Source organism: Stenotrophomonas sp. 05N37, from assembly GCF_056397365.1.
This window is the reverse complement of sequence record NZ_JBFTNG010000001.1, coordinates 283,214-297,108: the sequence shown is the minus strand read 5'-3', so window position 1 is coordinate 297,108 and position 13,895 is coordinate 283,214. Positions and strand designations below refer to the sequence as shown.

At 67.1% G+C, this 13,895-nt stretch carries 15 protein-coding genes; 4 read left to right on the top strand and 11 right to left on the bottom strand.

The window, feature by feature from the left end; all coding sequences use genetic code 11:
• Positions 1-51 precede the first annotated feature (51 nt).
• The 5 genes from AC1DGC_RS01335 to AC1DGC_RS01315 form a co-directional block, all read right to left on the bottom strand.
• Entirely contained in the window at positions 52-831 is a 780-nt protein-coding gene (locus tag AC1DGC_RS01335) for a ferredoxin--NADP reductase (protein WP_019185907.1), read from the bottom strand.
• Between the two features lie 94 nt (positions 832-925).
• Positions 926-2,797 carry an ABC transporter ATP-binding protein gene (locus AC1DGC_RS01330; protein WP_478047063.1) on the bottom strand — a complete coding sequence of 624 codons (1,872 nt, stop codon included), beginning with the start codon at positions 2,795-2,797 and terminating at the stop codon, positions 926-928.
• Positions 2,798-2,899: 102 nt separating this feature from the next.
• Positions 2,900-4,759, bottom strand: coding sequence for a sulfatase-like hydrolase/transferase (locus tag AC1DGC_RS01325; RefSeq protein ID WP_478047062.1), 1,860 nt, complete (start codon positions 4,757-4,759; stop codon positions 2,900-2,902).
• A 250-nt stretch (positions 4,760-5,009) separates the two neighbouring features.
• Positions 5,010-5,453: a carboxymuconolactone decarboxylase family protein gene (locus tag AC1DGC_RS01320; RefSeq protein WP_394162594.1), complete on the bottom strand. Its 444-nt coding sequence runs from the start codon at positions 5,451-5,453 to the stop codon at positions 5,010-5,012.
• Positions 5,454-5,488: 35 nt separating this feature from the next.
• Positions 5,489-6,385 (bottom strand): RNA polymerase sigma-70 factor, encoded by an 897-nt coding sequence (locus AC1DGC_RS01315; RefSeq protein ID WP_478047061.1) that lies wholly within the window; start codon positions 6,383-6,385, stop codon positions 5,489-5,491.
• 171 nt (positions 6,386-6,556) lie between these two features.
• On the opposite strand from AC1DGC_RS01315, the gene AC1DGC_RS01310 reads away from it, so the two are divergent.
• Complete coding sequence (locus tag AC1DGC_RS01310; protein WP_259203312.1) at positions 6,557-8,074, top strand: fumarate hydratase; 1,518 nt, start codon at positions 6,557-6,559, stop codon at positions 8,072-8,074.
• Positions 8,075-8,233: 159 nt separating this feature from the next.
• On the opposite strand, the gene AC1DGC_RS01305 is transcribed toward AC1DGC_RS01310, so the two are convergent.
• Positions 8,234-8,869 carry a LysE family translocator gene (locus AC1DGC_RS01305; RefSeq protein WP_478047060.1) on the bottom strand — a complete coding sequence of 212 codons (636 nt, stop codon included), beginning with the start codon at positions 8,867-8,869 and terminating at the stop codon, positions 8,234-8,236.
• Between the two features lie 153 nt (positions 8,870-9,022).
• Between AC1DGC_RS01305 and AC1DGC_RS01300 the strand changes: the two genes are divergently transcribed.
• Entirely contained in the window at positions 9,023-9,658 is a 636-nt protein-coding gene (locus AC1DGC_RS01300) for a glutathione S-transferase family protein (RefSeq protein WP_449335719.1), read from the top strand.
• Between the two features lie 67 nt (positions 9,659-9,725).
• Positions 9,726-10,073: a hypothetical protein gene (locus AC1DGC_RS01295; protein WP_478047059.1), complete on the top strand. Its 348-nt coding sequence runs from the start codon at positions 9,726-9,728 to the stop codon at positions 10,071-10,073.
• An 8-nt stretch (positions 10,074-10,081) separates the two neighbouring features.
• Here AC1DGC_RS01295 and arsC read toward each other — a convergent pair whose 3' ends face one another.
• The 3 genes from arsC to AC1DGC_RS01280 form a co-directional block, all read right to left on the bottom strand.
• On the bottom strand, positions 10,082-10,435 hold the full coding sequence (arsC, locus tag AC1DGC_RS01290) for an arsenate reductase (glutaredoxin) (RefSeq protein ID WP_449335717.1): 354 nt from the start codon (positions 10,433-10,435) through the stop codon (positions 10,082-10,084).
• Entirely contained in the window at positions 10,435-11,598 is a 1,164-nt protein-coding gene (locus AC1DGC_RS01285; protein WP_259203305.1) for a phospholipase A, read from the bottom strand. The genes arsC and AC1DGC_RS01285 overlap by 1 nt, the downstream gene beginning before the upstream one ends.
• A gap of 158 nt (positions 11,599-11,756) precedes the next feature.
• Positions 11,757-12,242, bottom strand: coding sequence for a DUF456 domain-containing protein (locus AC1DGC_RS01280; RefSeq protein WP_478047058.1), 486 nt, complete (start codon positions 12,240-12,242; stop codon positions 11,757-11,759).
• Between the two features lie 232 nt (positions 12,243-12,474).
• Between AC1DGC_RS01280 and AC1DGC_RS01275 the strand changes: the two genes are divergently transcribed.
• On the top strand, positions 12,475-12,678 hold the full coding sequence (locus AC1DGC_RS01275) for a cold-shock protein (protein ID WP_019185917.1): 204 nt from the start codon (positions 12,475-12,477) through the stop codon (positions 12,676-12,678).
• A 91-nt stretch (positions 12,679-12,769) separates the two neighbouring features.
• Here AC1DGC_RS01275 and AC1DGC_RS01270 read toward each other — a convergent pair whose 3' ends face one another.
• On the bottom strand, positions 12,770-13,252 hold the full coding sequence (locus tag AC1DGC_RS01270) for a glycine zipper 2TM domain-containing protein (protein ID WP_259203303.1): 483 nt from the start codon (positions 13,250-13,252) through the stop codon (positions 12,770-12,772).
• Between the two features lie 118 nt (positions 13,253-13,370).
• A complete protein-coding gene (locus AC1DGC_RS01265) occupies positions 13,371-13,808 on the bottom strand; it encodes a hypothetical protein (protein ID WP_478047057.1) in 438 nt (145 codons plus the stop codon).
• Positions 13,809-13,895: the final 87 nt, after the last annotated feature.

The window sequence follows — 13,895 nt, the reverse complement described above, 5'->3', positions numbered from 1 at the left end:
CGTGGACGGCCGCAGCCACGCATGGCGTGGCTCCACCGGTGCGCCACGCGCTTACTTCTCGACGAACGCGCGCTCGAACACGTAATGGCCCGGGGTACCGATGCGCGGGGAGGTCTGGAAGCCGCGGCTGTCCAGCACGGTGCGCAGGTCGGCCAGCATCTGCGGGCTGCCGCAGATCATGGCGCGATCGTTTTCCGGGTCCAGCGGCGGCAGGCCGAGGGTCTTCTGCATTTCCCCGCTTTCCATCAGAGAGGTCAGCCGGCCCTGGTTGGGAAAGGCTTCACGGGTGACGGCCGGGTAGTACAGCAGCTTGTCGCCGATCATCTCGCCGAGGAATTCGTGCTCGCGCAGTTCCTTCTCGAACAGGTCGCGGTAGGCGAGGTCCTTTTCGTAGCGCACGCCGTGGGTGAGGATCACCTTGTCGAAACGCTCGTAGGTTTCCGGGTCCTTGATCACCGACAGCCACGGCGCCAGGCCGGTGCCGGTGCCCAGCAGGTACAGGTGCTTGCCCGGGTGCAGGTCGCTGATCAGCAGGGTGCCGGTGGGCTTCTTGCCGACCAGTACCTTGTCGCCCGGCTTGATGTGCTGCAGGCGCGAGGTCAGCGGGCCGTCCTGGACCTTGATGCTGAAGAACTCCAGGTTCTCCTCCCAGTTGGCACTGGCGATGGAGTACGCACGCAGCAGCGGGCGCGCCTCGGTTTCCAGGCCGATCATCACGAACTGGCCGTTCTCGAAGCGGAAGCCGCTGTCGCGGGTCGTGGTGAAGCTGAAGTAGGCGTCGGTCCAGTGACGGACCTCAAGCACCGTTTCGGCGCCGAAAGCGGAAGACATGGGGGTGGGGTCTGATCTGTGTTGTCCGGCCCAGTTTATCTCAAATGAGATAAATTCTCATTGACTGGCCGGAAAGGCAGGTGGAATGGGGGTTTCAACGATACCCGGCGGCCTGCAGCTCGAACAATTCGGCATAGCGGCCGCCCTGGGTCATCAGGTCGGCATGGGTGCCGCTGGCCTCGATCCGGCCGTCGGCCAGCACCAGGATGCGGTCGGCCATGCGCACCGAGGAGAACCGGTGCGAGATGAGCACGGCGGTGCGCTGTTCGGACAGTTCCTTGAAGCGCTGGAATACCTCGAACTCGCTGCGCGCATCCAGCGCCGCGGTGGGCTCGTCCAGGATCATCACCTGTGCATCGCGCATGTAGGCTCGGGCGATGGCGATCTTCTGCCACTGCCCGCCGGACAGGTCCACGCCCTGCTTGAAGCGCCGGCCGATCAGCTGCTCGTAGCCGTGGGGCAGGGCGTTGATGACCTCGTCGGCCATGCCGCGGCGGGCGGCATCGCGGATGCGCGCGTCGTCGGTCATCGCCTCGACCAGGCCCACCCCGATGTTCTCGCCGGCGCTCAGGTTGTAGCGCACGAAGTCTTGGAAGATTACCCCCATGTTGGCGCGCAGGTCGTCCAGGTCGTAATCGCGCAGGTCGCGGCCGTCGAGCAGGATGCGGCCTTCGTCGGGGTCGTACAGGCGTGCCAGCAGCTTCACCAGGGTGGTCTTGCCGGCGCCGTTCTCGCCGACCAGCGCCAGTACCTCGCCGGCGCGCAGCTCGAAGTCCAGGTGGCGCACCGCCCAGCGCTCCGCATCCGGGTAGCGGAAGCCCACGTCCTCGAACACGAAGCCCTGCCGGATCGGCTGCGGGATCGCCACGGCATCGGTGCGCGAGTGGATTTCCGGCTGGATCTGGAAGAACGAGAACAAGTCGTCCAGGTACAGCGCCTGCCCGGCCACCTGCGAGAAGCCGATCAGCAGGCCTTCCAGCAACTGGCGCAGGCGCAGGAAGCTGCCGGCCAGGAAGGTGAGGTCGCCGATCGAGAAGTCGCCGCGCACGGTGCGCCAGGCGATGTACGCGTAGGCCGTGTAATACCCCAGCGTGCCCAGCGCGGCCAGCAGGGTGCCCCAGAACGCGCGCTTGCGCGCCAGTGCGCGGTTGGCGTGGAAGAACTTGTCGGCCAGGAATTTGTAACGCTCGATCAGGAAGCGGTGGAGGTTGAAGATCTTCACCTCCTTGGCGGTTTCCACGCTGGCGCCGATCTGGCGCAGGTAGTCGAGCTGGCGGCGCTCGGGCGTCCACTGGAAGTTGAGCGAGTAGCCGGCCGCGTTGAAGTGCGATTCGCCGATGAAGGCCGGCACCAGCGCCACCGCCAGCAGCAGGATCAGCCACGGTGCGTACACCAACAGGCCCACCGCCAGGCTGGCCACGGTGATGCTGTCCTGCACCTGGCCGAACAGCTGGCTCATCAGGTTCATCCGGCCCATGGTCTGGCGCCGCGCACGGTCCAGCTTGTCCTGCAGGTCGGGATCTTCGAAATCTTCCAGGTCGAGTTCGGCGGCGTGTTCCATCAGCCGCACGCTGGTGACGTTGGTGAACAGCTCGGAGAGCAGCGTGTCGGCGTAGTTGACCATCCGGCCGAGCAGGTCCGAGCCGATCGCCAGGCCGAACTCCAGCGCCAGCAGGCCCAGCAGCGGATTGAGCAGGCCGCTGGACAGCGCCTCGCCGAACGGCGGGAAGCTGGCCTCGTGCTGGCTCAGGTGCAGGGCGGCATCGATGATGAGCTTGCCGACGTAGAGCATCGCCACCGGCAGCAGGGCGCGGATCAGGCGCAGTCCCAGGCTCGCGGATGCCAGCCAGGGACTGGTCTGCCAGACCTGGCGCAGGAACGGGGGCAGGTTGCGCATCGCCTGGAAGCGTTCGCGCAGGCTCGGATTCTTCTGGCCGGCAGCGCCGGCGGCGGGGGAGGCGGGCATGGGCGACATTGTGCGCGTCGCCCGCGTGGTTTGCAGATGAAGCCAGCCGCTTCCGGTGCCGATGCATGCCGTGACAGCCCATCGGCCCGTGTCGCCAACGCGCTACGGCGACGGCCTGCTGATGGGTTGGAGCAGCTGCATCTGGTCAATGATGGCGGCGGTGACGGCGGCCGTTGAGGTGGTATCCGGGATCTGGCGATAGTCGGCGTCGCGTACCTCGATGCCATAGGGCCGCACGAGCAGCGCCCGAGGGCCGACGCGCACCGCGCGCTGCGTCCATGACTCCACGAGCAGCGGGCGCATCGGTGGCAGCGGGCCGAACAGGTCCAGCCCCGCCGAATGGTCAGAGGGCGGATTGCTGCAGGCCAGCAGGTGGCGCAGCAGCGTCGGTGCAATGTCCATGTGGCTGGTGATGGCCGGCTCCGTGGCGGCTGCCCGGCCCGGCCAGCGGATCGCCATCGGCACACGGGTCTGAACATCGCTGAAATTTCCGTTGTGCCCCCAGTCGTTCTGGCCGAGATCGTTGAAGGACTCGCCGTGGTCACTGGTGATGATCACCACGGTATCGTCGCCGCGACCGCTGTCATCCAGGGCCTGCAGCAACTGGCCGATCAGGGTGTCGGCCTTGAGCACGGCATTGCGGTAGCGGTTGAACAACGGCGCGGGGTCCGTGCCGCGATGGGTTTTGAGGTGATCACCGGATCTGGCCTGGGGCAGGAACCGGTGGTCTGCATCGGCCGGAACGGCATAGGGCACATGGGCACTGTCCAGCAGCATGAACCCGAAGAACGGTGTATCGGCGGGCTGCTCGAGCAGGGCAGCGGACAGCTTATTCACGACGTAACGATCACGCAGATCCTGGGCGACATCACTCGGCGCAGTATGCAGCGGCGCGGTGACCTGCGCGAACACGGCCCGGTCCATGCGGGCGCCCTGCAATGAAGCGCCACCATACAGATGGAACTGGTAGCCACGCTTGTCCAGCTGGCGCAGCAGCTCCGGGCCGCGGCGGTGGTGGATCATGGTGTTGGTATGCAGGGCCGGCAGGCCGTAGAACAGCCCGAACAAGCCATGCATGGTGTTGTTGCCGGTGCTGTAGTGCTGCTCTGCCTGCCATCCCTGCTCGGCGAAACGGCTGGCGTTGGGCATCTGCGCAGGCGTGAGCATGTCATGACGCAGCGAATCGACCACGATCATCAGCACGTTCATAGGCCGCTCCGCGCTGCACTGCAAAGGCTGGTGCGGGTAGTGCATGTCGCTGTTGCTGCTGGGCTTCCCGGCCAGCTGGCGTTCCATCCCGTCTTCCTGGGCCCAGCCCAGCCTGGCCAGATGGCGCCGCGCGGTAGCAGTGTGCAGCCAGGGGATGGGGCGCAGTCCGGTCATGGCATCGGCTCGGCTGCGCGCGTCGTACCAGATCGCCAGGCCTTGGGTGATCGGTAGCAGGGGGAGCAGCACCAACAGCCAGCGGGCGCGCGGGAGCGCGGCAATGCTTTGGCGCTGAAGCCAGCGTGCGAACAGCAGCTGCAGCGTGGCCATGCCGGCGAGCACGGCGCCGGCGGCCAGACAGGACACGGTGGTCAGGCCGAGCTGTTCCAGCAGCCGGCCGCTGAGCAGCAGGCCAATGACCAGACCATTGAGATGAAAACCGAACTGGTGGAAGACCCGGGCATCGACGAGCAGCACAATCCACCACAGCGTGGTCAGCGTGACCACGCTGGGCAATGCCAGCGCCCGCAGTGGCTTGATGTTGCCCAGCAACCAGCCGGGCAGGCAGCACACAGCCAGTGCGAGGATCAGTTGGCTTGCCAGTGCCACGGTGACAAACAGCCGCGCGTCGATGGCGGCAGGCCATGCGACGTTCAACAGCACCGGCAGGGAAGACCCGACCGCGTTGATGAGCAGATACGCGGTCAACCACGTAGTCGGGTGTGGATGAAGCGTTGCGCTGCGCGTGTGTGTCATGCAGTCCGGTCCTGCCCAAAAAGAGGGCGGACCGTACTGCGAACCGTGGCGTGGCTGAGGTGTTATTTGAACAAGAAATCAGCGAGGTGTTTTGGATAGGCGCACCCACTGTTTTATGTCGTGAAAGCCCGATTTCCATGTCAAAAATACCCCGCCTTACGCTCACGCGTTGCGCGCGCGCATGCAGGTGCGATTCAGTCATTACGTGCCACAGCGCACACGGGCAACTCAGCGCGTTCCCACCCGCACATCACGGCAAAGGCGGCAACAGCCCGGCGCCGAGGCGGTTCCAGGCATTGATCACCGCGACGCCCATGCTGAGGTCACTGATGCCCTTTTCATCGAAGTGCGGCAACAGTGCCTCGTACGCGGCATCCGAAGGCGCTGCGCTGCTCAACCGCGTCAGTGCCTCGGCCCAGCCCAGGGCGGCGCGCTCGCGTGCGTCGAAAAAACGGCTCTCGTGCCAGGCCGGCAGCGTATCGAGCTTGCGCGGCTCGATGCCGCCCTTGCGCAGGGCCGTGCCGTGCATGTCCATGCAGTAGCCACAGCCGTTGATCTGCGAGACGCGCAGGAACACCAGCTCCATCAGCGTCGGGTCGATCGAGCTGTCATGCACGGCCTTGCTGGTGGCGAGCAGGCCTTTGATGGCCTCGTTGGCCAGACGGAAATACGGAACGCGGGGCGAGGTGGACATCACGGACTCCATGACGGCCACACTGGCCGTCTTCATCAGGAGGACGCGCCCGCATCGCCCGCTGTGACAAGTGCGGTCAGTTTTTCCGGATTGAGCACGCTCAATACCTGCGCGATCCGCTCACCGTCGATGCTGACCAGGGTGATCGAGTGCAGGTGCGCCCCCTGGAAGCGCAGGATCGCGGGCTCGCCGTTGACGTAGCCGATCCGGGCCGGGTGCGCGCCGTTGCGCCGCGCGATGGCCCAGTACAACTGCGCGATGCGCTCGGCGCCCAGCAGGGGGCGGATCGCCGCGGTGACCCGTCCGCCGCCGTCGGACACCATCTCGGCGTTGGCGTGCAGCAGCGACAGGATCGCGGCCTGGTCGCCGCGCTGGGAGGCCTCCATGAAGCGGGTCAGCAGGTCGCGGTGCTGCGCCGGCGTGACGTCGAAGCGTGGTTTGCCAGCCTGCAGGCGCTGGCGCGCGCGATGCACCAACTGGCGGCAGTTGGCCGGGCTGTGCTCCAGCAGCGGGGCGATCTCGGGGTAGTCGTAGTCGAACACGTCCTTGAGCAGGAACGCGGCGCGCTCGTCCGGCTTCAGTTGTTCGAGCAGTGCCAGGAAGGCCACCGAGACCTCATCGGCCAGCGCGTGCCGCTGGGCCGGGTCGTGCAGCGGATCCGGATCCAGCGCGATCTCCAGCGGTTCGGGCAGCCACGGGCCCACGTACTGGACCCTGGCGTTGCGCATGGCGCGCAGCCGGTCCAGCCCCAGCCGGGTGGTGGCGGTCACCAGCCAGCCCTCCGGGTCGCGGATGGCGGCGGTGTCGGCGCCCTGCCAGCGCAGCCAGGCGTCCTGGACGATGTCCTCGGCGTCGCTGCGGCTGCCCAGCAGGCGGTAGGCCAAGGCGAACAGGCGGGGGCGGTGGGTCTGGAAGGTATCGGTCGGGGTCATGCCGGGAGGACGCCGCCGGGGGCGCGGTTGTGACGGGGCTGGGGCCACTGTGCCGCAGACGGCGCGCCGAGGCGATGCCGGGTGTCGCCCCACGGCCGATGCCCCTTGGCGGCGCGAGGGGGGTAAAATGATGGGCTGAATCCCCGCCAGCCTCCAGCAAGCGAGCAAGTCGTGACATCGATCAAGCAGGAAGACCTCATCCAGTCCATCGCCGACGCGCTGCAGTACATCTCGTACTACCACCCGGTCGATTACATCAAGAGCCTCTCCGCCGCCTATGAGCGCGAGGAGTCGCCGGCTGCCAAGGAGGCAATGGCCCAGATCCTGATCAACTCGCGGATGTGTGCCGAAGGCCACCGCCCGATCTGCCAGGACACCGGCATCGTCACCGTGTTCCTGGAAATCGGCATGAACGTCCGCTGGGACGACGCCACCATGGGCGTGGAAGACATGGCCAACGAAGGCGTGCGCCGCGCCTACAACCATCCGGACAACAAGCTGCGCGCCTCGGTGCTGGCCGATCCGGCGGGCAAGCGCACCAATACCAGGGACAACACGCCGGGCGTGGTCAACGTCAAGGTGGTGCCGGGCGACCACGTCGAGGTCATCGTGGCGGCCAAGGGCGGCGGCTCGGAAGCCAAGAGCAAGTTCGCCATGCTCAATCCGTCCGACTCGATCGTGGACTGGGTGCTCAAGACCGTGCCGACCATGGGCGCTGGCTGGTGCCCGCCGGGCATGCTCGGGATCGGCATCGGCGGCACCGCGGAGAAGGCGATGCTGCTGGCCAAGGAATCGCTGATGGAGCCGATCGACATCAACGAACTGAAGGCCCGTGGCGCCTCCAACCGCGCCGAAGAGCTGCGCCTGGAGCTGTTCGACAAGGTCAACGCGCTGGGCATCGGCGCGCAGGGCCTGGGCGGCCTGACCACCGTGCTGGACATCAAGGTCAAGGACTTCCCGACCCACGCGGCCAACCTGCCGGTGGCGATGATCCCCAACTGCGCCGCCACCCGCCACGCGCACTTCACCCTGGATGGCAGCGGCCCGGTGATGCTCGATCCGCCGTCGCTGGAAGACTGGCCGCAGATCACCTACGACGCGTCCAAGGGCACCCGCGTCGATCTGGACACGATCACCCCGGAAGACGTCGCCAGCTGGACGCCCGGCCAGACCCTGCTGCTCAACGGCAAGCTGCTCACCGGTCGCGATGCCGCGCACAAGCGCATGGTGGAAATGCTGGACAAGGGCGAGCCGCTGCCGGTCGACCTCAAGGGCCGCTTCATCTACTACGTGGGCCCGGTCGATCCGGTGCGCGACGAAGTGGTGGGCCCGGCTGGCCCGACCACCGCCACCCGCATGGACAAGTTCACCCGCCAGGTGCTGGAACAGACCGGCCTGCTGGGCATGGTCGGCAAGGCCGAGCGCGGCCCGGCCGCGATCGAGGCGATCCGTGACAACAAGTCGGCCTACCTGATGGCGGTCGGTGGCTCGGCCTACCTCGTCTCCAAGGCGATCAAGGCGGCCAAGGTGGTCGGCTTTGCCGACCTGGGCATGGAGGCCATCTACGAGTTCACCGTGCAGGACATGCCGGTGACCGTGGCGGTGGATTCCACCGGCGAGTCGGTGCACATCACCGGCCCGCGCGAATGGCAGGCCCGCATCGGCAAGATCCCGGTGGTGGTGGCCTGACCCGTTGGGGGCCGACTGTCAGTCGGCACCGCGATGGCAGAGAACGGCGCCTTCGGGCGCCGTTTCTGGTTGCGTATGCCGGCGGCGTCGCGCGGCGCGGTGTGCGCGATGGATCGCGCCAGGATCGGCCGGCGCGTCGGCCGGCGGGTCGGCCCGCGCTCAGCGTCGCGCGTCCACCAGCATCCGCACCGCCAGCCCGCCCAGCACCGTTCCCATCAGCCCCCGTTGCAGCGTCTGCCAGCGAGGGCGCCCGGCCAGGAACGTGGCGATGCTGCCGGCAGCCAGCACGATCAGCGCGTTGACGCCCAGGCTGGTGGCAATCTGCACCAGCCCCAGCGCCACCGATTGCGCCATCACGCTGCCGTGCCCTTGGGGCTGGATGAACTGCGGCAGCAACGACAGGTACATCACCGCGATCTTGGGGTTGAGCAGGGCGGTGAACAGACCCATGGAAAACAGCCGGCGCGGGCTGTCGCGTGCCAGTTCGCGCAGTTCGAACGGCGAGCGACCACCGGGCCGCAGCGCCTGCCAGGCCAGGTACAGCAGGTACAGCGTGCCGGCGATGCGCAGCGCGTCGTAGGCATGCGGCACCGCCATCAACAACGCGGTGATGCCGAGCGCGGCGCACAGCAGGTACACCAGGAACCCGACGGCGATCCCGGACAGCGACACCAGCCCGGCCGCGCGTCCCTGGCAGATCGAGCGCGATACCAGGTAGAGCATGTTCGGGCCCGGGGTGAGCACCATGCCCAGCGAAAGCAGGCCGAAGGCGAGCAGGTGGGAGAGGTCGGGCATGCCGCGTTCCGGTGCGCAAGGGGGTGTCGCATGCTAGGCCGGTGCCCGCATCGCCGACAGCCACAGCGGGGCGTCCGGCGCTGGTCGATCTGTATCCATCGCGGGCCGCCACAGCGGGCATAATCGGCAGCGTCCCCCCAACAGGCGCCGCGCATGCCGACCACCTTGTATGGCTCCTCCAGCACCGCATCGCTGGTGGTGCACTGGTTGCTGATCGAACTGGGCATCGAGCACGAGCTGGTGCTGCTCGACTTCGACACCCGCGAGCAGAAGTCGGCCGCGTACCTGGCGCTGAACCCCGCCGGCGTGGTGCCCACCCTGGTGCTGGATGGGCAGGTGCTGACCGAAGCGGCGGCGATCGCGCTGCACCTGGCCGACCTGCACCCGCAGGCCGGCCTGCTGCCGCCGGTGGGCAGCCCACAACGCGGCGAGGCGTATCGTTGGATGTTCTGGTGTGCCAACACCGTGCAGCCGGCCTACCGCGCGTGGTTTTACGCCGATGAAATGGCCGGTGCGGAGAACAGCGAGGCCACCCGACAGCATGCGCGGCGACGCCTGGAAGCGGCGTGGCAACGCCTGGCCGACCACCTGCAGGGCGCTGGCCCGTATGTGCTGGGCGACCAGTTGAGCGTGGTCGATTTCATGCTGGTGATGCTGCTGCGCTGGTCGCGCAACATGCCCACCCCGGGCGATCGCTGGCCGGTGCTGAAGGCCTACGCCGACCGCCTCAAGGCGCGCCCGGCCTTCATCGAGGTGTACCGCCGCGAAGGCATCACCGACTGGCGCTGAGCCGGTGGCGACTGCATGCGCCGGAGGCGTTTGATAACCTCGCGATGGATCCAACAGGGAGCGACACATGGCAAGGATGCTTCTGGTCACCGTACTGGCGCTGCTGTGCAGCGCCTGCAGCAGCGGCGGCGACAGCTACGACCCGCCCGGCCTGCGCGAGGTGGCGGCCGCCAACCAATGCATGGAGCAGTGCCAGCGTCATTTCGACAGCTGCATGACCAGCTCCTCGAGCGTCGACAGCAGTGACCGTTGCGGCGCCGGCGTGGCGACGCAGCGCGATACCCGCTGCGACACGATCGACAACCCGGACCTCCGCAAGCGCTGCCAGGCCAGTGCCGACTACTGCCGCAACCGCTTGCCCGCGCTCACCTGCGGCGAAAACCGCAGCCGCTGCGTGAGCCGCTGCGGCGGTTGAGGCGCGGCTTACGCCGGCAGGATCTCGAGCACCGTTTCCGGTGGCCGGCACAGGCGTACGCCCTGGGGGGTACGCACGATCGGGCGATTGATCAGTTCCGGGTGCTGCAGCATCGCCTCGATCAACGCGGCGTCGTCCAGCAGCGGATTGGCCAGCCCGAGGTCGGCGTACGCCGCCTCCTTGTCGCGCAGCAGCCTGCGTGCCCCCGTCCCCATGGCGCCCACCAGCGCCTGCAGCGTGGCGCGGTCCGGCGGGTCCTTCAGGTACTCGATGACGGTGGGTTCGATGCCCCGCCCGCGCAGGATCTCCAGGGCCCCGCGCGAGTTGCTGCAACGCGGGTTGTGCCAGATCGTCACCGCCATCAATACCACTCCAGCAGCGACACGCCGAGGCCGATGTAGGTGGCCTTGTGGTTGTAGTCGATCATGCTTTCGCCGTAGCCATCGAACACCTGCACGTGGCCGCGCAGCAGGTTGCTGATCGGGAAGCCGTAATCGAGCTGCACCGCCCCGTGCGAACGGTCGCCGCCGCGCAGCGAATGGCGCGCCATCAACGAGACTTCGTGGCCGTTGCGGTTCCAGGTCAGGGTCGCGTCGCCGCGGCCCATGTAATCCTCGATGTCCGGGTTGTTGTCGTCCTTGCGGTCTTCCGGCAGGCGATACCAGGGGCGCAGCACCAGCGCCCAGTTCTCGCGGTCCAGGCCGATGGTGGCGATCACCCGGTTCCAGCTGCGCGACAGCGGATCGGCACGGCCATTGGACATGTGGTTGACGCCGATCCCGCTCATGCGCCCACGCCAGCCACCGATCGAGTAGCCGTTGCGGAACAGCATCATGATTTCAGGTTCGTAATTGGTTTCGCGGAACGGGCGCGAGTTCTCGGCGTTGTAGGCCTGCCAACGCGAACTCTGGGTGTACCCGGCCCAGATGTCGCCGTTGTCGCCGAACAGGTTCTCCACCACCTTGGTCTTGAAGCTCAGCTGGAACTTCAGCTCGTTGCTGTCCAGCAGCTGCGGGGTGGTCACGGTGTTGGCCGGGTTCGGCGACTGCGGCGTCTGGTTCTTGTCGCTGGTCCAGAACGCCGGCAGCAGGTACACCGGCTTGTAGGCACGCAACTGGAACGCGCCCAGCTTGGAGTCCTGGGCCAGTTCCCAGCGGCTGTCCAGCAACGAACCCTTGCCGGCGTTGGCCAGCGCCTGGTCGTGACCGTCGCTCTTGAACAGCTCGCCCAGGCGCTGCTTGGCACGCTGGGTGGCCGGTGCATCGGCCTCGGCGCTGCGCGCGGCCTGGCGTTCTTCACGACGGGCTTCCTGGGCAGCGGTGGCCGCCGCGTCGGCCGCCACGGTTACGCCGCGGGTATGGCCGAACAGCTTGTCATAGCACGCCAGGCGCGCCGCGTCGGTATCCACCAGGGCGCAGGCTTCCGGCGAGGCCGGCGTGGGCGCGGCTTCCTGCGCGGCCAGCGGCAGGCTTGGGCTGGCCAGGGCCAGGGCGGTGAACAGGGCAGTGCGGGGGCGCAGGATCATCATGAAAGCGAGGCCAGGTGGCGAGAATGAATGGGGTCGACCGGGACAGTGTGGCCGCTGGCCCTGGATCCCGCCAGCGGACATGCGTCGCAGCCCTCCGCGCGTTTATGCCGGGCGGTGGTGTGCTCGGGGCGTGAAGCCTGCCGCAGCGGTCGGACTCAGAGCCACCAGGCGAAGGCGAACAGTCCCAGCATCGCCACCACCAGGGCCATTTTCAGCGCCACCCCCAGCAGGATGCCCAGCCAGGTGGCCAGGCCCACCTGGGTCGACCGGCCCAGCTCGCGGGTGTGCCAGTACTCGCCGGCCAGCGCACCCAGCAGCGGGCCGGCCAGCAGGCCGATCGGCATGAAGAACACCCCGATGATGCTGCCGATGAAGGTGCCCCAGAGCGCCTTACTGCTGGCGCCCACCCGTTTCGCGCCGACCACGGTGGCCAGGATGTCCACCGCGAACGACAGCAGGGTGAGCAGGCCGAGCAGGGTGAGCGGCAACCAGCCCACGTGGACGAAGCCATCGGTCCAGGCCGCCAGCAGCAGCCCGGCAAACACCAGCGGGATGCCGGGCAGGGCGGGCAGCACCACGCCCGCGATGCCGATCAGGACCAGCATCAGGGCTAGCAGATAGAAGATGAATGAATAGTCCATGCTGTACCGTATTGTATAGGAAACAGGGTTGACATCCGAAAGGATTTGCCAGTTGATTTTTCGTTTTGCCCGGGTTAAGTTGCAGACGCTGAGCTTGGCAAGGTCACCGTGGATCGTGGCCTGATGATGGTAGATCTTCCGGATCCGCTGCATCGTTGCACCTCGCTTCCCCCTTGCTGTCAGCCGCCTGTACCGGCGTATCCAACAACAAGACAGTTAGGGAGTAGCTAAGATGGCTGAGAAGGGCACCGTCAAGTGGTTCAACGACGCGAAGGGTTTTGGGTTCATCAGCCGTGAAAGCGGCGAAGATGTGTTCGTGCACTTCCGTGCGATCGAATCCCAGGGCTTCAAGAGCCTGAAGGAAGGTCAAGCGGTGGAGTTCGAAGTGGTCACCGGCCAGAAGGGCCTGCAGGCCGACAAGGTGAAGCCGCTCTAAGCGCACACCGCATGCCAGCATGCATGCAACACGAAAAGGGCCCGCGCAAGCGGGCCCTTTTTTTATTCGGCGGCGGTGGGGCCAGGCGCGATCAGCGCAGGATCACCTTGCCGTTGACCACGCGCACGTAGGTGTTCTCGCGGATGCCGCCGAGGTCACGCTGGTTGACCACCACGGTGCGACCGTCGTCCATGCGCACGGTGATGTCGAAGGTATCGCTGGTCACGTTCTTCTGGATCTGGTTGCCGGCCAGCGCACCACCCACCGCGCCTGCGGCGGCGGCGACGTTCTGGTTGCCCTTGCTGCCGCCGGTATGGTCGGAGATTTCATGGCCGGCCACGGCACCGACGATGCCGCCGAGGATCGCACCGGTGGCGGACGGCGCAGTGCGCCCGGAGGCGACCTGGTTGATCCGGGTCACCATGCCGCAGTCGGCGCAGCGGCCGTTGTTGTAGCCGTTGTTGTTGCCATAACCGTTGTTGTAACCACTGCTGCCGTAGCCGGGCGAGGTGGTCGCGCAGCCAGCCAGTGCGACGGTGGCGACGGCGGCGGCAGCGATGAGTTGGATCTTCATGGTGGTTCTCCTGGCCAGAGGGGTGGTCGAATGCGTCTGGGGCGCATGCCGCAGATCCTGTCCTGTGCTACGTGAACAGCGCGCCAATCTCCCGCCGCCAGCGTGGCTGGCAGATGAATCAGCGGAAATCCTGGTGGCAGGCCTGGCAGTCGGACTGGATCTTCTCGACCAGCTCGCCCATGGCGATGCAATCGCCCGGCGGCGCCGCCAGCGCCTGGTTGAGGGTGGCGCGCAGGCCGCTGGCGTGCTGCTGGAAGCCCTGGCTGTCCTTCAGGGTGGGGAACGCCAGGTCGACGTCGTTGGACAGCGACCGCAGCGTCTGCAGGCGCGGCACGCTGTCGGCCAGGCTGCAGCGGTTTTGTGCCTGGGCATCGTGCAGCAGCTGCACCTGCCGGTTCATCACGTGCATGAGCGCATCGGGGAACGGGTCCTGGCGGGCCTGGATCGCACGCGCGACCATGATCGTGGCGACCAGGCCGACCAGCAGCCCGAGCACGCCCACCAGCAGGTAGCGATAGGCGGCGGAGTGACGGTGGGGCGGGGCGGGCTGGTTCATGCGGTGGCGTCCTTGAGGGGGGCTGCCCCTGATCTTACGGTGCGTCCTGTGGGTGCGGCGTACGGGTCGGGCGGGGGGAGGGTAAAA